This window comes from Dyella sp. AD56 (genome assembly GCF_002878475.1).
In the GTDB taxonomy this organism is placed as follows: domain Bacteria; phylum Pseudomonadota; class Gammaproteobacteria; order Xanthomonadales; family Rhodanobacteraceae; genus Dyella.
On record NZ_NRDP01000040.1, the window covers coordinates 1 to 21,115 of the forward strand.

The 21,115-nt window shown below is 60.2% G+C and carries 15 protein-coding genes and 1 tRNA gene; 14 read left to right on the forward strand and 2 right to left on the reverse strand.

What is annotated here, in order from left to right:
* The 7 genes from DyAD56_RS22885 to DyAD56_RS22915 form a co-directional block, all read left to right on the forward strand.
* Nucleotides 1-2,439 (forward strand): DUF2339 domain-containing protein (locus DyAD56_RS22885; protein ID WP_102305148.1); only part of this gene is annotated, 2,439 nt, incomplete at its 5' end.
* Nucleotides 2,429-3,793, forward strand: coding sequence for a DUF3999 family protein (locus DyAD56_RS22890; RefSeq protein WP_102305149.1), 1,365 nt, complete (start codon nucleotides 2,429-2,431; stop codon nucleotides 3,791-3,793). The genes DyAD56_RS22885 and DyAD56_RS22890, both read left to right, overlap by 11 nt.
* A gap of 322 nt (nucleotides 3,794-4,115) precedes the next feature.
* Complete coding sequence (locus DyAD56_RS22895) at nucleotides 4,116-5,459, forward strand: replication-associated recombination protein A (RefSeq protein WP_102305150.1); 1,344 nt, start codon at nucleotides 4,116-4,118, stop codon at nucleotides 5,457-5,459.
* Between the two features lie 154 nt (nucleotides 5,460-5,613).
* Nucleotides 5,614-8,439: an RHS repeat protein gene (locus DyAD56_RS22900; RefSeq protein ID WP_146010604.1), complete on the forward strand. Its 2,826-nt coding sequence runs from the start codon at nucleotides 5,614-5,616 to the stop codon at nucleotides 8,437-8,439.
* Between the two features lie 266 nt (nucleotides 8,440-8,705).
* Nucleotides 8,706-12,317 (forward strand): RHS repeat-associated core domain-containing protein, encoded by a 3,612-nt coding sequence (locus DyAD56_RS22905; RefSeq protein WP_158241430.1) that lies wholly within the window; start codon nucleotides 8,706-8,708, stop codon nucleotides 12,315-12,317.
* Nucleotides 12,311-12,760 carry a hypothetical protein gene (locus DyAD56_RS22910; RefSeq protein ID WP_102305153.1) on the forward strand — a complete coding sequence of 150 codons (450 nt, stop codon included), beginning with the start codon at nucleotides 12,311-12,313 and terminating at the stop codon, nucleotides 12,758-12,760. Before DyAD56_RS22905 ends, DyAD56_RS22910 begins: the two co-directional genes overlap by 7 nt.
* A gap of 350 nt (nucleotides 12,761-13,110) precedes the next feature.
* Nucleotides 13,111-13,686, forward strand: coding sequence for a hypothetical protein (locus DyAD56_RS22915; RefSeq protein ID WP_102305154.1), 576 nt, complete (start codon nucleotides 13,111-13,113; stop codon nucleotides 13,684-13,686).
* A gap of 37 nt (nucleotides 13,687-13,723) precedes the next feature.
* Here the strand turns inward: DyAD56_RS22915 and DyAD56_RS22920 are convergent, their stop codons facing one another.
* Nucleotides 13,724-14,632 (reverse strand): AraC family transcriptional regulator, encoded by a 909-nt coding sequence (locus DyAD56_RS22920; RefSeq protein WP_102305155.1) that lies wholly within the window; start codon nucleotides 14,630-14,632, stop codon nucleotides 13,724-13,726.
* Between the two features lie 104 nt (nucleotides 14,633-14,736).
* Here DyAD56_RS22920 and DyAD56_RS22925 point away from each other — a divergent pair, with 104 nt between their 5' ends.
* The 6 genes from DyAD56_RS22925 (at nucleotide 14,737) to DyAD56_RS22950 (ending at nucleotide 19,731) form a co-directional block, all read left to right on the forward strand.
* Nucleotides 14,737-15,480: an SDR family oxidoreductase gene (locus tag DyAD56_RS22925; protein ID WP_102305156.1), complete on the forward strand. Its 744-nt coding sequence runs from the start codon at nucleotides 14,737-14,739 to the stop codon at nucleotides 15,478-15,480.
* A gap of 134 nt (nucleotides 15,481-15,614) precedes the next feature.
* On the forward strand, nucleotides 15,615-16,895 hold the full coding sequence (serS, locus tag DyAD56_RS22930) for a serine--tRNA ligase (RefSeq protein ID WP_102305157.1): 1,281 nt from the start codon (nucleotides 15,615-15,617) through the stop codon (nucleotides 16,893-16,895).
* Nucleotides 16,896-16,905: 10 nt separating this feature from the next.
* On the forward strand, nucleotides 16,906-17,268 hold the full coding sequence (locus tag DyAD56_RS22935; RefSeq protein WP_199179098.1) for an LrgA: 363 nt from the start codon (nucleotides 16,906-16,908) through the stop codon (nucleotides 17,266-17,268).
* A 94-nt stretch (nucleotides 17,269-17,362) separates the two neighbouring features.
* Nucleotides 17,363-17,452, forward strand: a tRNA-Ser gene (locus tag DyAD56_RS22940).
* Nucleotides 17,453-17,744: 292 nt separating this feature from the next.
* Nucleotides 17,745-19,067: a site-specific integrase gene (locus DyAD56_RS22945; RefSeq protein ID WP_158241431.1), complete on the forward strand. Its 1,323-nt coding sequence runs from the start codon at nucleotides 17,745-17,747 to the stop codon at nucleotides 19,065-19,067.
* 40 nt (nucleotides 19,068-19,107) lie between these two features.
* Entirely contained in the window at nucleotides 19,108-19,731 is a 624-nt protein-coding gene (locus DyAD56_RS22950) for a hypothetical protein (RefSeq protein WP_102305160.1), read from the forward strand.
* A gap of 143 nt (nucleotides 19,732-19,874) precedes the next feature.
* Here the strand turns inward: DyAD56_RS22950 and DyAD56_RS22955 are convergent, their stop codons facing one another.
* Nucleotides 19,875-20,777, reverse strand: coding sequence for a hypothetical protein (locus DyAD56_RS22955; RefSeq protein ID WP_102305161.1), 903 nt, complete (start codon nucleotides 20,775-20,777; stop codon nucleotides 19,875-19,877).
* A gap of 167 nt (nucleotides 20,778-20,944) precedes the next feature.
* On the opposite strand from DyAD56_RS22955, the gene DyAD56_RS22965 reads away from it, so the two are divergent.
* A partial coding sequence (locus tag DyAD56_RS22965) for a transposase (protein ID WP_146010605.1) occupies nucleotides 20,945-21,115 on the forward strand: 171 nt, incomplete at its 3' end.

A 21,115-nucleotide genomic window follows, 5' to 3' on the forward strand; every position in this document is an offset into this window, starting at 1 on the left:
GTCCAGGACGTGGAGGTTCCGCCACCGGTACCGTCCTTGGAACCCGCGCCGCGGCCGATCGCGCCGCCGACGCCCGCCATGCCGCGCCAGCCCTCCGGCTTCGACCGCCTGATGCAACGCGTGTGGGGCTGGTTCACCGAAGGCAATGTGCCGGTGAAGATCGGCATGCTGGTGTTGTTTGCCGGCGTGGCTGCACTGCTCAAGTACGCGTCCGATGCCGGCATGCTGCACGTGCCGGTGGCCCTGCGCGTATCCATGGTGGCGCTGGCTGCTACGGGTGGCCTGTTCTTTGGCTGGCACAAGCGCGAATCGCGGCGTGTGTTCGCTTTGTCCCTGCAGGGTGGTTCCATCGGCGTGCTGGTGATGACGGTATTCGCCGCCTTCCGCCTCTACGACTTGTTGCCCGCGAGCGCGGCATTCGGGGTGCTGGTGGTGCTGGTTGCCGGCATTGGCGTGTTGGCAGTCATGCAGGATGCGTTGGCGCTGGCTGTGCTGGGTTTGATCGCGGGCTTTGCCGCACCCATCCTGGTATCCACCGGCAACGGCAGCCATGTGGCGCTGTTCAGCTATTACGCAGTGCTGAACCTCGCCATTCTCGGCATTGCCTGGAAGCGCTCGTGGCGCGTACTCAACCTGCTGGGCTTTATCGCTACGTTTGCCGTGGGCAGCGCGTGGGGCGTGCTGCGCTACGACCACAGCTTGTTCGCCAGCACTGAGCCGTTCCTGATCCTCAACTTCCTGTTCTACCTGTTCATACCGTGGCTGCATGTGGTGCGCGCGCCTGTCGATCGGCGACTGGTGATCGACGGCTGCCTGATGTTCGGCAATCCGCTGATCAGCCTTCTGCTGCAGGGCGCGTTGCTGAAATGGGATGGCCAGGCATTGGCCATCTCCACCTTGGTTGCTGCGTCGGTCTATGTGGGCGTGGCCTATCTGTCCCGTCACCAGCCGGGCATGCGCCTGATCCGCGACACCTGGGCCATTCTCGCTGTGGCCTTGGCGACACTTACCGTGCCGCTGGCGCTGAGCGCCGACGTCACTGGCAGCATTTTTGCGCTCGAGGGCGCGGGCTTGATCTGGCTGGGCCTGCGTCAGCAGCGCTGGCTGGCAACGTGGAGCGGCATTGCGTTGCAAGTGTTCGCGGCATGCGCACTGCTGGTAGATCGCGGCATGCACGGCGGCGTTCATGTCGCATGGCCGGTGCTCAACCGCGAATGCATCAGCGCGCTGATGCTGGTGATTGCGGGCTTCGCCAGTGCTGGCCTGTTCGCGCGGCTGGGCAACGGGCGTGTGTTACACCGCGTGCTTTCGGTCGTTCTGTATGCCTGGGGCATGCTGTGGTGGGTGGTTGCCTGCGCGGAAGAAATCTCGAACTTCGTGCCTGACGCAAACATGTTCGCCGCGTGGTTCGCATGGCTTGCCGTCACGGCCTGGGGTGCAGCGGAAGCTTCCATGTATCGCAGTTCGCAGGAACTGGGCTTTGCGTTGCGGTGGACTCCGGTGGCGTTCATGGCGTGCATGCTGGTGCTCGTGGCACTTGTCGTCGGCAACCACCAGCAACCCTGGCACGGCTGGAACCTGTTGGCGGTAATCGCTGCTGCCGTGCTTGGCTGGCGCACGCTGCTATGCGTACGTTCCGCGGACTGGGCTGGCCCGGCAGCGCAATGGATGTGGTTGTGGCGCTGGTTCCTGTTGGCCGGGTTTGGCGTGGCGGTGGCGCTGGATCGTCTGCGCTGGTTGTCCGGTAGCTGGGTGGCCGCTCTGAGCCTGACGTCGTTGCTGCTGGCATTTGTCGCGGCGCACTGGCGTCCGCGCTTGATAGCGCCACCTATGACGCAGAGCCTGTCGCGCTGGTTGCCGCCGCTGAAGTATTCGCTGCTGATCGCACTAGGTTTGGCTGGTGTATTCGCCTTGTTCATGGATGGCGATGCCGCGCCGCTGTGCTACGTGCCGCTGTTGAACCCGGTGGAGTTACTGTTGCTGGCCATCGCTGCGATGTTCGCCGCTTGGATCACCGATCCGTCGCTGCCCGCCGTGCTCCGGCATGCGCGTGGTCCGGTGCTCGGCTCCATCGTGCTGGCACTGGTTACCAGCTTCACCCTGCGCGCGGTGCATCAGCTGGGCGGCGTGGCATGGAACGCCGATCTCGCAGATTCCAGCCTCGCGCAGATGTCGCTCACCGTGGTGTGGAGTGTGCTGGGCCTGTTTGCCTGGGTGTGGGGATCGCGGCGCGGCCATCGTCTGTTCTGGCTGGCTGGCGCCATCATCATGGGTGTGGTGCTGGCCAAGCTGATCCTGGTCGACCGCCGTCAGCTGGGCAATCTGTTCGGCATCGGCTCGTTCATCGCGTTTGGCCTGCTGTGCAGTGTCATTGGATACCTGGCGCCGGCTCCGCCGCGCCGTTCATCGTCTATGGAGGAAACCGGGCATGCGCCTTGATGTTCGTTGGATTGGGCTGGCCTTGATGCTGCCCGTGGCTGCTGCCCAGGCGGATACCAATGTGGAATACGCCTATGCGTTTCCGCTCGACACGAAAACCACCAGCGAGGCCTATCGGGTGGTATTGGGACCGCAGGTGTACGCGGCCGCAAGCCAAACGGCCCACCTGCACGATGTGATCGTGGTGAACGCGGCGGGCAAGCCTGTGCCGTTCGCACCGATGCCGCCGTCGCCGCCAGCCAAGCACGACTTCGAAACCACGGCGCGCCTGCTGCCCGTGCCAGTCGCTGCCGCCAATAACAGCGACAGCGTGAAGGTAGAGCGCAACGCCAACGGTGGCATCGTCATCAGTCAGGACGATCGCGGTGCTACGGCACAGCACCCCGACAGTTGGCTGATCGATGCCGGCCGGGCCGCGAATATCGACAGCATCGAGCTGGACCCGTCGACCCTGCAGGAAGATTTCCAGATCCACGTCACCGTCGAGGGCAGCAACGATCTGCGGCAGTGGAGCATGCTCGCCAGCGATGTGGGCCTGACCCGCGTGCATGGCGACCAGGATCAGGTCGAGCAACTGAAGATCGACGCCACCAGCAGCGAACCGGAGCGCTATTTCCGCGTACACCTGAGTGACGGCCAAGTGGACTGGGGTGCTGGCCATGCACCCACCGTCAAGCTGGTTGGTAGCTATACCGATGCGATCGCCGATCGTGCATCGCAATTGCAATGGTTGGAGCCGAAGCAAAACGGGCAGGTGTCGGGTGATTACGTGTACGAGCTACCGGCCGAGCTGCCGTTGATCTCGTTCAAGCTCGCCCTGCCAGCGGGTAACAACGCGGCAACTGTGCACGTGATTCAGGACAACGGCGATCAGACGTGGTCGGAGGTGACCTCGCTCAATTTGGTGCGCACGGGCGGCAAGGGTGGTGAAGACACCGCCAACATGGATCAGCCATCCAGCACCCGGCGCATCCGCGTGCACAGCGACACGCCACTGGCCGGTGCGCCAGCCCTCAGCGTGGGCTGGCTGCCGCCGCAGTACGTGTTCATTCCCGAGGGCAATGCGCCGTTCCGCTTGCTGGCTGGTAGCTACTCGGCGCGGCGCGGCGAGTATCCCGTGGATGAGGCGTTGAGCCGTCTGCGCAGCACTAACAGCGACGACTGGCAGCCTGCGCTGGCTGAGCTGGGTGCGCGCGTGGACGAAGCCGGCCCCTCCGCACTGGAAGCACCCAAGGTGCCCTACGACTGGACCAAGCCCTTGCTGTGGGTAGTGCTGGCATTGGGCGCGCTGGGTGTGGCGGCTATGGCCTTAAGCCTGTTGCGGCAGGGGAAGCGGGACGAACCCAAGTCCTGACATGGTCGGGCAGGGCATTGGGCTAAGAGCCTGTTTATGGTCTCCGCGTAGCCCGCGTTGTTCTTGAGTGGCTGGCCGGCGGGAGTGGGTGGCGCAGCGCCTGCCTGGTGGGCAGGCCAAGCCGCGCGCTACCGCCGGGTGGCCACTCAAGAACAACCCTTCGGGCCGGGTCTGTTTGCGCCCAGGCCCGCGTCATCGCTCAGTCGTGTACGGACGTACACTCCTTCACTCTTCCTTGGCCTGGGCGCAAACAGCTCCCGGCGCGGGCCACGCGGAGACCATAAACAGGCTCTGGCGAGCCTAATGCCCTATCATCTGCGCTATGTCACGCAGCGATATGTTCGACGCGCCGGGCCTGTTTACCGAGTCCGACGATCTCAAGCCCTTGGCCGAACGCATGCGGCCACGCACCCTGGATGAAATCGTGGGCCAGCAGCGCGTGCTGGCTCCCGGCAAAGCGCTGCGCCGCGCGCTGGAAGCCGGTCGCGTGCATTCCATGATCCTGTGGGGTCCGCCCGGTTGCGGCAAGACCACGCTGGCGCTGTTGGTGGCGCGTTATGCAGATGCCGATTTCCGCGCCATTTCCGCGGTGCTCTCCGGTCTGCCCGATGTGCGCAAGGCGCTGGCCGAAGCCGAAGTGAACTTCGCGCAGGGTCGCCGCACCGTGTTGTTCGTGGACGAGGTACATCGCTTCAACAAGGCGCAGCAGGATGCCTTTCTGCCGCACATCGAGCGCGGCGTAATCATCTTCATCGGCGCCACCACCGAAAACCCCTCGTTCGAACTCAACTCCGCCTTGCTTTCCCGTTGCCGCGTGCATGTGCTGGAGGCGGTAACGGTGGACGACATTGCTGTGGCGCTCAAGCGTGCATTGGAAGACAGCGAGCGTGGCCTTGGCGACATGCAGCTGGAAGTGGCCGACGAGTCGCTCAAGCTGATCGCACAGGCCGCGGACGGCGACGTGCGCCGCGCGCTCACCCTGCTGGAAATCGCCTCCGAGCTAGCCGAAAACCATCGCATCGACGAAACCACGCTTACACAGGTGCTTGCGGATCGCACGCGCCGCTTTGACAAGGGTGGCGAGCAGTTCTACGACCAGATCTCGGCGCTGCACAAATCCGTGCGCTCCTCCGATCCGGATGCCGCCGTGTACTGGCTCACCCGCATGCTTGATGGTGGCGTGGACCCGCTCTATCTCGCCCGCCGCATGACACGTATGGCGGTGGAGGACGTGGGCCTTGCCGAGCCGCGCGCCTGGCGCATGGCACTGGATGCGTGGGACACCTACGAACGCCTCGGCAGCCCCGAAGGCGAACTCGGCCTGGCGCAGCTCGCCATCTGGCTGGCCATCGCACCCAAGAGCAACGCCGCCTACAAGGCCTACAACGCTGCCCGCGCCGTGGTGCAACAAACCGGCACGCTGGACGTGCCCATGCACCTGCGCAACGCACCGACCAAACTTATGAAGGGGCTGGGCTACGGGCAGGGCTACCAGTACGACCACGACAACGAAGGCGGCGTGGCACTCGACCAGCAACTGCTGCCCGATGCGATCGATGGCACCGTGTTCTACGAGCCGGTGGAGCGTGGACTGGAGCTGCAGCTGCGCGAGAAGCTGCTGAGTCTGCGCGAAGCGCGTCGTGAGGCGCGGGAGCGTAAGCGGTAGGCCGCTTCGCTGGTCTAGCCTAGGCTTTCTGGACGCGTGATCCAGGCGACTTTTTGTACGCCGTCACGTGTGCTGCGTGTGCAGCTTGACACCCTCCTGCAAATGCGTAAAAACTTGACGTAAGTTATTACGTATTTGCGGGCAGGGGGATGCCATGCAGAAGAAACTGCAGACTAGGTCTGCTGTGGGGCGAGGGATTGTTTTCCAGTCGCAGCGTCGTGTTGTCGCGCTCGTGGCCGGTTTATTGGGGCTGGCGACTGCCCCGCATGCCTTGGCTCAGTCGAAAAACTACGCCGAGGAATTCGACAAAAAGATCAAGGCGGCCGAAACCTTCGAGGCCGCCAAAACTGATTTGTTCGGCGAGAAGGTCAATCTCGCCACCGGTGCCACCACCTTTCATGTGGTGGACGTGAGTCTTCCGGGCAACAACGCCTTGCCTGTCTCTGTCGGACGTAATTTCACCGTTGAGGCACGTGGCGGTCCGTGGAACGGGGAACCGTTTGGGGATTGGGATCTCGATGTCCCCTACATCGGCGGTGTCTTCGTCGCCGATCTGGGTTGGCAGGTCCAGTCCAACGAGCCCCCTTACGGCCCGACGCCTCTGCGCTGCTCGGCTCCCACATCAGCTGTCGGGGCCATCCCGATGGCCTACCGCATTGAGCCCTGGGAATTCTGGCATGGCTATCACCTGGTGACGCCAAGCGGGAGCCAAGAGGTGTTGGTGGCCAGCAGCGCATCAAATCCTCGGCCAACCGATGGCGCGGCCTATCCGTGGGTCACGAGTCAGTTCTGGCATCTCTCCTGTCTTCCGTCGCTGCTAAATGGCGATCCAGGGGAAGGGTTTCTCGCGCGCGCGCCCGATGGCACCAAGTACTACTTCAACTGGATGGTCAAACGGCCTTACGCCTCGATCCTCAAGCCGTGGATGACCTACCAAGAGCCGCGTCTGCTCATTACGCAACGCCCCGTGGTTCGTCAAGAAATTCGGATCTACCCCACACGTGTGGAAGATGTGCACGGCAACTGGGTGCAGTACTCCTGGTCCGGAAACAACCTTCGACAAATCAGCTCGAGCGACGGGCGCACACTCAACGTGAATTATCGATCCATCCCCAACGTGGGCGACAAGATCGCCAGCGTGAGCGATGGCGCGCGGACTTGGACCTACGATTACGAATACCAGGGCAGCCTGACGTCGGTCACCTTGCCCGATAGCAGCGTCTGGGCGATCAACTTCAAGGCATTGGATTCCCAGAGTCTCGGCTATGACGAAACGCTGGAGCGGGGAACCAGCCATCCCGTTTACGACAAAACGCTGATGTGTTCATGGATGCGCGTGCTCAAGGGCAATGACGTCGTGGGCAGTCTCAAGCACCCGTCCGGCGCCGTGGGCGAGTTTGCTTTCGATGCCGTTCGCCACGGTCGCACCTTTGTCCAAGCGAACTGCCATATCCCGGACGATCAGGGCGGCAACGCGGATGGAGCTGACGTCAATACAGACGATTACAAGATCAGCCTTGCGTCGTCCGTGCCCGCGCGCTTCGACGTTGAAGCGCTTAAGGAAAAACGCCTGTCCGGACCTGGGCTGCCTACGTACAAGTGGTCCTACAGCTATCAGACGCCCGTCGGCTGTTTCACGGAGTACTGCAACGCGGGTACTCCGACCACCAAATCCACCACGGTGGTGGATCCTTTGGGGGCGCGATCGGTATACACGTACGGCGTGCAGTTCGAGATCAACGATGGCCAGCTGCTCAAGGTCGATACCTATGCGGCTGACGGCACGCTGTTGCAGGTAGAGAGCAGTACTTACCTGTCCAGCGCGGATGCCGGACGTCAACCATTTTCCGAGCCAATCGGCTCCAGTCCCGAAAGTGAGAACGCATTCTTCGCGGAGCGGTTGCGCCCCTTGGTCTCGCGGGCACTTACCCGCGACGGTATAACGATGACCAGTCAGGTGAATGGCTTCGATGCCTTCGCGCGCGCCACCAGTACGACTAAGTCCAATTCCTGGTATCGACGGACGGATGCGACGAGCTACTACGACCACACCGGTAAATGGGTAGTGGGTCAGGTCGCCAGAGTCGTCAATAGCGACACTGGTCTGACGGTGAGCCAAACAGACTATGACGCGACCACTACCTTGCCCGCGCGCATCTACAGCTTTGGCAAGCTGCAAGCGTCGATGGCCTACTACGGTGACGGCACATTGAAGAGCAGCACCGAAGGCAATAATCACACGACCAGTTTCACCAACTGGAAGCGTGGTCTGCCTCAGTTGATTACTTACCCGGATACGACCACAAAGGCCGCTTCAGTGGATGACTTTGGGTTCATTCGTTCGCTGACCGACGAAAACGGTTTTGTCACAGGGTTCGACTACGACAGCATGGGACGCGTCACCGCCATCAGGCCGCCGGAGGGTTATGCAACCTCTCAGGTCTTTGAGCTGATCGGCGGCGACGAGTATGGCCTCTCGGCAGGGCACTGGCGCCAAACGGCCACGACAGGCAACCGCAAGAAGGTCACTTACTTCGATGCGCTATGGCGCCCTGTCGTCAGCCAGGAAGAAGACATTGGCAACTCGGCAGAAACTCTACGCTGGAATGCCAAGCGCTACGACTTCAATGGGCAGGTCGTCTTTACGTCCTATCCCCGCAATCCGCGAAAGGATGGGTCGGTCAATTTCGATAGCGCGCAAGCTGGCGAGTCGACGTCTTACGACGCTCTTGGGCGCGTCACGCGTACCGCGAAGGATTCGGAGAAGGGCGCACTCGTGACCACCACCGAATATCTGTATGGCGTGCAGACCCGGGTCACCAACCCGCGCGGCTTCAAGACAACGACCGGATATTTCTTCCTCGACGAGCCACGCTATGACCAGCCCGTTTGGATCGTCGCACCGGAAGGTTCAAGAACGGATATCAGTCGCGATGTCTTTGGCAAGCCGCTGACGGTAACGCGCAGCGCGGGCAGCTAGGCGTCTGTAGCGACGCTTTGAATCCGGCCGGGCCCTGGGTAATGGCTCGGTCTCAATCCTAGAAAACGATGCGGAAGGGCGTTGGCGCATGCCAGCGCAAAGGGGGAGGCATGCAAGCAAGGAAGGGAGCAAGGCATCTGCGTGGCGTGAGTGCCGGCGTGTGGCTTTTGTTGCTTGGTTTCTGTCTCCTGGTGCCCGGAGTTGGTCATGCCGCTGGCCCCAGTCGCTGTACGACCTATATCTCCTCCCCCGTCGCTGGCGACACGTTGACCGTCAATGAACCGATCAGGGTCGCGGGTGGCTTCCAGTGCGATGAAGAAATTGACCTTGTCGTGACCGTGGACGGGAACTGGCTCGACGTTGATGTTGGTCGGAATACCTTTTCGGGTACCGTGATCATCAATACGCCAGGTACCCATGTGGTCGAACTGTCCGCGATGATCGTGTCCGGCGTGCCTACGCAACGAGTCACTTTTCAAGTGTCTGCACCACCGGCCGGTTCCATTTCTGCCTCGCCCTCCGTATGTAATATCGCACCGGGTGGCTCAGTCTGTACGTCCGTTATCAATTGGAATGCCAATCGCACATTCACTGGGGTGTGGGTCACGGACTTGGCCAACAGGAATCCTCAGAAGTTTGCTGACGCGGGCAAAACTTTCAATGGGTCGGCGACGGCACCTTGGATTTCCAGTAGTGGCACGCGCTTCCATCTCAAAGAAAACGCTTTCGGAGCCTACGAAAACCAGCCTGATCTGGCGACGGTCGACGTGCGCGGCAACTGGGCGCCGGACGTTGCGCTTACATCTCCAGTAGCCACGAGTACGTTTTACAACACGCCCTCATCAGTCAAGTTGAGTGCCAACGCAAGTGACCGGGACGGCAGTATTCAGCGTGTGGACTTTTGGGTTGATGGCTCGAAGGTGGCGTCGATAACTAGCTCGCCTTATCAGACAACCTGGTTCAACGGTAGTGAAGGATTCCATCAAGCGCAGGCGTACGCCTTTGACAACTTGGGCAACTACACCTGGACCGACCCGGCGTCCTTCACCATCGTCAACTCCAGAATCAACGGCAACATCGACAGTGTAAGCCGCGAAGGCATCATCAATGGCTGGGCTTGTTCCACCTCCATCGCACAGTCGATCAATGTGCACCTCTATCTCGGTGGGCCGGCAGGTACCGGTACGTTTGTTGGTAGTTATCCGGCCAACCAGGCCAGCGAGCCTGGCGTCGCCAGTGCGTGCAAAGTGGGTGGTGGTAGTTATCGGTTCGCGATTGCTCTGACCGAGGCACAGCTTGTGCAGTGGTCGGGCAAGTCGATCTACATCTACGGCATTTCGCCAGTCAGCGGGAATAGCAATGACTTGGTGGGTAAGTCCGGCAGCTTTGTCGTTCCGGCCCCGTATCCTGATGCCCAGTTCGTAGGGCAGAACGTGCCAGGCACCATGTATGGCGGGCAGACGCAATCGATCAGTTTACAGTTCAAGAACACAGGCACCCTCACTTGGAGTCGCGAGGCCAACTATAAGCTGGGCTCGCAGAACCCATCCGACAACGCGGTGTGGGGTGCCGGTCGCCTATTGCTACCTAACGACGTGGCTCCCGGGCAAACCGTCACTGTGCAAGCGTCGCTCAAAGTGCCGATGGCTAACGGCACCTACAATTTCCAATGGCGCATGCTTCAGGAGGGCGTGACCTGGTTTGGTGAAGCCAGTTCGAACGTCGCTGTAAATGTCGGTCCACCGCCCCCGCCGCCCCCGCCGCCGACCAATCCGCAGACGCGTCGCTATGTTTACGACGCCAATCAGTTGCTGTGTAAAGTCATCGAGCCTGAAACTGGCGCAACAGTGATGGAGTATGACGCGGCGGGCAATCTTGCCTGGTCCGCGAGTGGCCTGGACCTGCCTGATGCCGGCAACTGCAATCGTGGTGAAGCGTTTGCTTCGGCTCGCATGGTGGCCCGCCTCTATGACGAGCGCGATCGACTGAAGACGCTAAGTTTCCCCGATCGTAACGGTGATCAGGATTGGACCTACTGGCCCGACGGTTTGCCCAAGTCCGTCACCACGCAGAACGAGGCGGGCGCTAGCCAGGTGACGAATACCTACGGCTACAACCGCAGGCGAACTCTTACCGGGGAAAGCCTGAGTCAGCCGAACACGTACAACTGGACCATTGCTTACGCTATCGATGCGTACGGCAACCCAGCTGGCTACACCACACCCGACGGTCTGCAGGTCAGCTACGCGGTCAATGCGCTGGGGCAGCCAACCGGCATTTCCAGTCAGCTGGGTACTTACGCTAGCAATATCTCCTATTACCCCAATGGAGCGATCAAGCAGTTCAACTACGGTAACGGCATCCTGCATCAAATGGCGCAGAACCTGCGCCAGCTCCCCTTGCGCAGCGTGGATGGCAACGTGCTGGATCTGGAGACAGCCTACGACGCCAACGGCAATGTCGACACCATTTATGATCGCATCCAGGGGGCGGGTTACGACCGGTACATGGGCTATGACGGCTTGGACCGTCTCTATCGCGCGTGCTCGCCCATGTTTGGTGGCGACAGTTGTCATCGCTTTACTTATGACCCACTGGACAACCTTCGCGGCTGGCAATTGAGTGGTGTAAAAGACTACGCCAACTACAACTATGACGGCCGCAATCGGCTGACCAGCATTCAGAACAGCGGCGGCGCTGCGCTTGTAGCCCTGGGCTACGACGCGCAAGGCAACCTCGCCAGCAAAAACAGCGTGCTCTACCAGTTCGATGTGGGTAACCGACTGCGCAGCGTTCCGGGCATCGAAAGCTACCGCTATGACGGCGAAGGGCGCCGCATCCAGTCAGAAGTTCCGATTCTGGGAAGCAAACTCTCGTTCTACGGCAAGGATGGTCGACTGATCTTTGGTCAGGATCAGTGGAGGCAGATCAACACGTCCTACGTCTACCTTGGCAAGCATTTGCTGGCAACTGTGGAGAGCAACTACACCACGCATGCCAATCAGGTGAAGTTCCAGCACACCGATGCGCTGGGGAGTCCGGTGGCAGTCACTGACGCAACCGGCAAGGTGATCGAGCGTACCAACTGGGAGCCCTATGGTGTTGCTCTGAGCAAACCCAGCTACGACGGCGTGGGCTATGCGGGGCATGTGATGGATGGGTCTACGGGCCTCAGCTACATGCAGCAGCGCTATTACGACCCGCAGGTTGGGCGGTTCTTGAGTATGGATCCGGTGTCGGCCGGTGCAGTCAGTTTTAATCGCTATTCGTATGCCAATAATAATCCATATCGTTTTGTCGATCCTGACGGACGGTACGCCTGTGGTAGTTCAGACACGACGACATGCAATCAGATCACTCAATTTGTGAATACAATGAATAGTGCACTGTCTAGATTGCAAAAGGGTTCGGATGCTTACAGTCGACTGAGTGCTGTATCAGCTCACATCGGCAAACTTGGTGATAACAATGGCCTGACGCTGAACGCTGGGGCGCTAAGTAAGAACACGATTGCTGTTGCAAACAGCGCCACGACAATGACCATTGACGTTAAGCAAGCATCGACGCTCTCTGCGCCGTTTAGACAATATAACCCCGGGGTGCCGGCGGGAAAACTTGCCAATGCTTTTGGTGCCGGAGCTGTTGCGCATGAGGGGCAGCATCAACTTGATTTCAAGGCATCAGGTTATCCCGACGGCCGGACTAAGGAGTACGCGACCGAACTAAATGCTTATCGTACAGAGCTGGGCGTCCCAAAAGGCTTAGGGCTGTCGACGGACCTGTACGCTCCTGGGGCTCTTCCGAAGGATATTGACTCTCGCGTTCGTGAAGCAGCTAGTGCGTCGACCAATTTATGGTGCAGGGACAACGGATGTTGAAACGTTATTGCGAGACAGCTTCTAATTTTCTGCTGACGGCGGTTGTAATCACGGCCGCCATCGCGCCGTTGCTTGTGTTGGCTGCCGACACCACGAGAGAGGTGACGATTTGTCAACTCTTCAGAGAGCGGGCATCCCCAGGAGCTGAGAGAGTCCGTGTCAGGGCCACCGCATGGATGGCACCGCGGCACGGGGCAATACTTGAAGATTCAAGCTGCGCTCGTGGCGAAGTCATCGGATTTCGATTTGTGGATCATATTCCACCTAAGTCAAAAGCCGCTCTCTTGGATAAGGCGTTAACCGGCGATGTCATGGATCTTTCGCTCCGGTCCTTCGATGTTGACGTGGAAGGGTTATTTACCGCTGCAACTGAAGCCAATCCCAAGGGATTGTTTTACATTGATCATGTGAACGGGTTTGAGCCGCACAAAGAACGGCCTTGATTACATCCGCTTGCGGCGCTTCACCGAGCTTCTATAGGGGCAGGCCAATCACCCAGTACTGCTGAGTTCGCGATACTTGTTGTGCTTTGAGCGAGAAGGCTTGAATGAAGCGGCAATTCTGGAGAGATCAACAGGGGGCTGCATTGATCGCGCTTGTTGGCGGTCTGTTTTTCTGGTGGGGATACGGATGGGTGAAGGGGCTGCTTTTTGCTCTGGGGCTCATGCTGATACTGCAACCATCCATCTGGTGGGGCCAGCGTCGCCGCTAGTCCTTTTGCCCAGCTTGCAGCTTGCTTCGCGACAGGCTTAGAGTCGGCCCCGCACACAATCAATCACGGGGAGGCACGGTCATGCGAGTACTCGTTGCAGCATTGATGGGTGGCATCGTGATGTTCATCTGGGGCGCCGTAGCGCACATGGCGCTTGGCCTGGGCGACATCGGCATGCACCAACCGGTAGCTGAAGACACCGTGCTTGCCAGCTTGCGGCCCGGCCTGGGCGAGCAAGCGGGCGTGTTCCTTCTGCCCTCGATCGATCCCGCCAAGATGGGCGACAAGACCGTTATGGCGGCCTATTCGGCCAAGGCCAAAGCCTCGCCTTATGCCTTCATGGTCTACATGCCGCAGGGTGACGACCTGTCCGACATGAGCGGCAGGTTACCCCGGGAATGGGCCTCGGACACCTTGTCGGCCTTGATGCTCGCCTTTGTCATGGGGTTGGCTGCGTTTAGCTTTATGACTCGCTTGAGCATTGCGTTGGCTGCCAGCGTGTTTGCCTGGCTCAGCACCATGGTGCCGTACTGGAATTGGTACATGTTTCCTACCAACTTCACGGTGGCGGCGCTGGTGGAGCAGGTTATTGGCTGGTTGCTAGCTGGGGCGGTGATGGCGTGGTGGCTGGGGCGGAGCAATCGGCGCGCGCTTTGAATCACAGGTGATTGATCGCTCGGTCGGTGTCGCGAGTTCACTCGCGGGCCGCCGTGTGTTCCCGTGCGTACCGCGCCGGTGGCAAGCCGACGTGCCGGGTAAACGCCACGCTGAAGGTACTCGCCGAACTGTAGCCGACACGCTCCGCTACGTCGGCGATGCCTACACCATCGCGTTGCAGCAGACGCTTTGCCAGCGCCATGCGCCATGCGAGCAGGTACTCCATCGGCGGCACGCCTACGGCACGGCTGAAGCGCTCGAAAAACGCCGAGCGTGACAGCGCCGCTTCCTTTGCCAGTTGCGCCACCGTCCATGCGCGGGTCGGGCTTTCGTGCATGCACCGTATCGCGGCGGCGAGCCTTGCATCGGCCAGTCCGTTCAATAGACCCGGCGAGGCCGTCGTGCCCGTAGTAGATCGCAAGGCCTCGATCAGCAATACCTCCAGCAGCCGCGAAAGAATGACCTCGCGGGCAGGGCGTTGCGTGCGTGATTCCTCGATCACCAGTTGCACCAACGTGGACAGTCGTTGCTCGCCGCGAACGTGTACGAGCTCCGGCAGCAGCGACACCAGCAAAGCGGCATCCGGCGAACCAAACGTGCAGTAGCCCACCAGCATGCGAACGTCCGGCGGACCATCCGGGCGACCGAGTCGGTACTCGCCGCTGGGCAGCATTGTCGGTACGGAGTCGATGTCACGTTCCGGTGGCGGCGCGCTCGACATCGCAAAGCCGGAGGAGGCCGGGATCAACAGGAAATCACCCGCTTCGAGAATCAGCGGTTCACGCCCTTCGATGGCGAGGCGGCATGCGCCCTCCAGAATCACGCCATAGAACGGCCGCCCAGCCTCGACGCGACGCACCTGCCAGGGGCCGGCAGCGCTGGAGATCTTGGAGAACGCAGCCTCTGGCTGGAGCAGGGCGACGATTTCCGAGAGCGGGTCAGTCATTACTGGACTATAGCCAACAAAAGATGGACTTTCGATGGTAGTGAGTCCGGATGCTGGCACCTATCGTGGGGACAGTTCCTCTTCACCCCACGCCTGGAGTCTCTGTGAAAACCATCCTGATCACCGGCTGCTCGTCCGGTTTTGGCCTTGAGATCGCCCGCGATTTCCTTGATCGCGGCTGGAATGTCATCGCCACCATGCGCACGCCGCGCGAAGACCTGCTGCCACCTTCCGAGCGCCTCCGTGTGTTGCCGCTCGACGTGACCGATCCGCAAAGTATTCGCTGGCTTATCGACGCCGCCGGGCCCATCGACGCGCTCGTCAACAATGCCGGCATCGGGCTGCTCAATGCACTGGAAGGCACCTCCATGGACGCCGTGCGCGAGCTGTTCGAGACCAACACCTTGGGCACCATCGCCATGACACAGGCGGTATTGCCGCAGTTTCGCGAGCGGGCGAATGGCGTCATCGTCAACGTCACCTCCACGGTCACGCTGAGGCCTTTGCACCTGTTGTCCGTGTACACCGCCAGCAAGGCTGCCGTGAATGCGTTCACCGAGTCGCTGGCGTTGGAGCTGGAGCCTTTTGGCATCCGGGTTCGGCTGGTGCTGCCCGGGCGGGCGCCAGAAACTCGCTTTGGCGAGAATGCGCGGTCCCGCATGAGCGCGGGTTTCCCAGAGGCGTACGCAGGCCTGGCCCAGGGCGTGATGAATGGCTGGGCGCAGTCGACCGATCCGGTGACCTATGTGACTGACGTGGCCGAGGCCGTGTGGCGTGCGGTCACCGATCCCGCCAGCTCCATGCGGCTGCCGGCCGGCGCCGATGCCGTGGCCTGGGCTGCCGCCTGAGGCGTTGCTCCAAGTGGAGCGCCTGCCGTGTTTCCGCAGGGCGGGCGCTCCGGGGTCTGAGCGCGCGCCGCATTGCCCCTCCGGCGTTGCCGCGGTGATAATCCAAGGTTCCAAGTCATTTATCTGGACCCGACATGCTGGACCCCGCACTGCTGCGCTCGCGCTTGGCCGAAACTGCCGCGCGCCTCAAGGAGACCCGTGGCTACGAACTCGACGTGGCCTCCATCGAGTCGCTGGAAAGCCAGCGCAAGCAGCTGTCCACCGAGACGCAGGAGCTACAGAACCTGCGCAACACAAGATCCAAGGCTATCGGCCAGGCCAAGGCCAAGGGCGAAGACGTCGCCCCGTTGATGGCTGAAGTCGCCGGCATCGGCGACAAACTCAAGGCCAACGAGCAGACGCTGGCTGACGTACAGGCCAAGCTGGCCGACATCACGCTGGGCGTGCCCAACATCCCGCATGAGTCCGTGCCGCTGGGCAGCGATGAAACCCAGAACGCCGAACAACTGCGCTGGGGTACACCGCGCACGTTCGACTTCGACGTGAAAGACCACGTCGACCTCGGCGCCCGCCACGGCTGGCTCGATGCCGACGACGGCGCCAAGCTTTCCGGCGCACGCTTCACCGTGCTGCGCGGCCAGCTGGCGCACCTGCACCGCGCGCTCGCGCAGTTCATGCTCGACCTGCAGACCGGCGAGCATGGCTACCTCGAATGCAACGTGCCGCTGATCGTCAACGCGGAAGCGATGAAGGGCACCGGCCAGTTGCCCAAGTTCGAGGACGACCTGTTCTCCACCGAGGTCAATGAGGCGAAGCGCTATCTCATCCCCACCGCGGAAGTCGCGCTGACCAACCTCGTCGCCGACAGCATCGTCGAAGCCGACGCACTACCCATGCGCCTCACCGCGCACAGCATGTGCTTCCGCGCCGAAGCCGGCAGCTACGGCCGTGACACGCGCGGCATGATCCGTCAGCACCAGTTCGAGAAAGTCGAAATGGTGCAGATCGCCACGCCCGAGCAGTCGCACGCCCAGCTGGAAGAAATGGTCAGCCACGCCGAAAAGGTGCTGCAACTACTCAAGCTGCCGTACCGCAAAGTGCTGCTGTGCACCGGCGACATGGGCTTCTCTGCCATCAAGACCTACGACCTGGAAGTGTGGCTGCCCAGCCAGAACACCTACCGCGAGATCTCCTCGTGCTCCAACTGCGGCGATTTTCAGGCCCGCCGCATGCAGGCCCGCTGGCGCAACCCCGCCACCGGCAAGCCGGAGCTGGTGCACACCTTGAACGGTTCTGGCCTGGCAGTGGGCCGCACCCTGGTCGCCGTGATGGAGAACTACCAGAACGCCGACGGCACCATCACCGTGCCCGACGCGCTGCGCCCCTACCTGCGCGGCCAAGAACAGCTAGCCTGAGGCCATGTCGATGAGCAGCACGCGCTGGGACAAGGTTGAACTCACTGCCAGCTACACGCTGCTGACTATCCTCGCCACCGAGCTGCTCACGCGCCTGGGGCTGATCACCATGTTCCCCATGCCCACGGTGGACCTGCTGCTCAGCATCCTCGCCACTGTGCTGGTCATCGGCGCCTTCTGGTTCGCCCGGCAAAGCCGCGCACTGCGCTTCTGCATCATCGCCTTCGCCGCTGCCACCCAGTTGGTCCCCATGGTCATCCGCTCGCCCGTACTGCTGCTTCCGCTGGTCGGCGCAGCGGTTCCGGTGGGCATCATGCTGTGGGCGATGTTCGCCTTGTCGAAAAAAGGGCGGGGAACGGCGAGCCATTCCTGATAGGATGGCGGCCCTCAACGCTCGTCGTTCCTGCATAAGCAGGAATCCAGTGACTTTCACGGCCTAGCCCGAGTCACCGGACGCAACCAAACACGGAGAGATGGCCGAGCGGTTTAAGGCAGCAGTCTTGAAAACTGCCGTAGGTGTAAGCCTACCGTGGGTTCGAATCCCACTCTCTCCGCCAGACTTCACGAAAAGCCCTTTTTTAAGGGCTTTTTTGTGAACTGAGAGAAACGGCGCTTGGTCAAGTTGGTTGGTCAACAACCATGCGGCTTGCACACCATTTGTTGCGCCACGCCTCAGGCGTTTTTCACTTTCGTCTGGTGGTCCCCAGAGACCTTCAAGGGCTCTTTGGTGTCCGGATCATCAAGCGATCCCTTCGCACGCGTGATCCATCCCTGGCTCGGCTGGGGGCTTACACGTTAAGCGCTCACTATGCTCAAATCTTCGCCAGTATCCGACGCAAGGGGGCGGCGATGGCTAAGGACGGCAGCGATGGGCTTGGCAAGTCCCGCAGGCGAGAGTTGGTTCTTCGCACGGGGATGGGTAACGAACTCGTCGATTACGCCTGCAAGATCAACCCGGACGGCTCCGCGAGCATTGAGGCAAATGGCCCAGAAGATCACGCCCGCGCTATGGAGGCGTTGGCGGAGATGGCAAAGACGATGCCGGCATTTCTTCAACGAGAGATACCGAAGGCCAACCCTGAGCCCGAAGGTGGCCTCCGTTCGGTGCTGGAAGCGCTCGGTGCATCACTCCAACAGTCTCTCTCTATGCAAACGCCTTCACCCGCGCCCCCCCGCCCCCGTGCGATCGGCAAGTCCGCTGATGCTTGGCTGAAAAGCATTGAGGCGGACACCCTGAAAAAGACCCTGATCATCAAGGCGGCCGCGATCAACGGGTTTGCCCGGCATGTCGGCATCAACAAGATGCTGCATGAGGTGCAGCGCGAGGATGTTCATGCCTGGGTCGAAGCGCTCCGTGCCAGCGGGTTGCAGACCCCAACCCTGATCAACAAGACGTCCTATCTGCGGGGTTTTTTCAACTGGGCAGTGTCCGCCGGCGCCTATCCCAAGTTTCCCAAGGACGAGAATCCAGCGGCAGGGCATGTCATCTACCGCAAGCAGGAAAAGAAGAAGCGCCGGGCGTTCGGCTTCAAGGCCTTCACCCTTGAACAAATCCAGGCGCTTTATACCGCTGAGGCGCTTGCCAACCTGAGCGAAGGCGCGCGCTGGGGCGCGGTGATTGGGCTTTATACGGGTGCCCGTGTGTCCGAGGTGGGCCAGTTGGCGTTGGTGGACTTCACCACGGTGGATGGTGTGCCGTGCATGATGATCACTGACGAAGGAGAAGGTCAGAGCGTCAAGAACGAGCCCAGCCTACGAACCATTCCAATCCATCCTGATCTGATCACCCTGGGCCTGATGGAGCGCGTGGAAAGGCTCAGGGAGCGGGGCGAAAAGCGTTTGTTCCCGAAGATCAAGATTGGGTCGGTCAATGGCCAGGGTGACTGGCTTTCGAAGGCCTACGGGCGTCACATCGAGACTGTGGGCATCACCAAGCCTGATAAGGGTAAGTATGGGTTCCACAGTTTGCGCAAAACTGCGATCCAGGCGATGAAGTCGGGCAAGGTTCCGTTGGAGTGGCGGTGCGCATATGTCGGGCACGATCTCGATGAAGAGCACGTGGAGATTTATAGCGGAGAATATGGTCCGAAGGAGATGAGGGCGATTACTTCTTCCGCTCTCCATTTTGGAATAAATCTTGTGGCGATCAGGGCTTGTTTGAGCATGGATTGAGTTTCCGGAAAGAGGCTGAAACTCGGCGAGGCATTAAGTAATGAAACTAAAACTTCGGCGTGATGTTTTGTTTCGCGTGTTTGTCAATATTATGTTTTGGGGCCTTGTTATGGTGGGCCTATCTTTTTCGGATGGTCATCTTAAAAATGTCCCATGGCTTGCGAACCAAGACGCAAAAGTCTTGGGTGTAGATAAGATTATTGAAATAGCAGACGGTGAGGTTTGGCTATTTCAGGTGCTCGCGGGGATGGGCGCGTTAGGGATATTTTTTATAGAAAAACGCTGGGCAAAGGAACAATACAAATTCTTTAAGAAGCTCACGCTGGACGACTTCTATCCCATATTTCTTAATTTTGGGACGCTGTTTATCCTAAGTGGCATATACCGATTTTTTCACCACAAACCAAGCGGAGCTTTAAATGTTGCTCTTGGTGTCGCAAATATAATGTTCTATTGCTTTGGTTCAAACTTTGATGGCAAGGAGTTTGAAAAAGATGATGAAGAAGCGAAGCCAGTTGCCAATATCCAGAAGCTTAGTGTTGACCCAATTTTCGCCTCCATGGCACCCCCGCTCGCGTTCAAGACTAGATATTCATATGTGGTGAAATCACAGGAAGAGGGCGAGCAGCCTAAACAGGCAGCCAAGAGCAATGAACCCGCCTAAATATATTGCGAGTGGTTTCACCATCTCACGAAATGAGGGCACCCTTTGGTGTTCCATAATGGAAGCCTTGATCAATAGGTGGCTTTGAGCCTAGCCCTGTTGCTGGGGCTGTCAAGGTGTTATGGGCGGTGCCTTGCCCCGACCTATTCGATGCCTTGAGGCACCAGTGATGCCTGGCTCGGTTGCCCCATGACCTTCTGCACCAGGTCATAGCCATTGACCTCCTCGTAACGCGATGGGATGCGCTCTTTGAGGTTCATCAAACGACGGTTGGCTGTGTCGGTGAGCTGGTTGTAAGTGGTGGCCTGGATGCGGGCAAAAACGTCTTGGCCTTCACCGAGTGACTTGGTGCGCGTGGTTGCCTGGGCGATTTCGTGGCCAACCACATAGGCATGGAAAAACGGCCGGCTTGCCAAGGCACCGTTGGACATCAAGTCCTCGATGTAGCCTTCGGCCTGGTGCATCTCCTCGCGGCGGATCGTTGAGTGCCCCTTTTTCAACTCGATTAGGAGCACGTCCCGCATGCAGGCCAGGTGATCCGTGCCGTTGAATGTGGTGGTGGCGGTCAACGAGATCGTTGCATCGCCGAGGATCACCAGGTCAGGGCGCCGGCGGGGGTTCTGGAACGTGGTGTCCGCCTTGCGAGATCCGAAGACCTCTTCGGCCACGGTCCGAAGCGTGCTGTTGGAGGCGTATTCGGAGCTGTCGAACTCCGGCCCAAAGAGCCAGCGCGCCTTGGTGATCAGAGGGTGAAGGGTGTGGAGCTCATCGGTGGCCGGATCGCCGGCCAACTTTTCGATGGCGGCGATGACCGACAGGCGGGCATCAATTTCATCCAGCACGACCAGGGCATCTTGGACCGTCCATTGTTCCAACAGGCGATCCAGACCCTCGATGTCGGTTTCATCGAGGTGCATGAGCTTGTCCAGCAGGCGGATCCCACCTCGTCCCGATTGGAGTTGGATGACCGCACGCACGGCCTTGGCCAATGCTTCCGGTGCAATGCTCGGGTGGTCGGCGACCAGGGCATGGGTGAACTGCGCCACCTCAACCTTGGCACCCGTGGGCAGGTTTCGGAACTCTTCCCGATTGCGCATCAGCGCATCTTCGGAGTTTTCCTCCACAAAAGAGGCCGACAAGGCTTCCGACGTCCCCCCGCTTTTGAGTAGCGATTCGATTTGGAGTCCAATCCCCCAACCGAAGGAGATTGGACGTGAAGAAGCGTTTTACCGAAGAGCAGATCATCGGCTTCCTGCGAGAGGTTGAAGCCGGCATGCCAGTCAAGGAGCAGTGCCGCAAGCACGGCTTCAGTGAGGCTTCTTATTACCTGTGGCGCAGTAAATTCGGAGGCATGAGCGTGCCCGAAGCAAAGCGACTGAAGGAT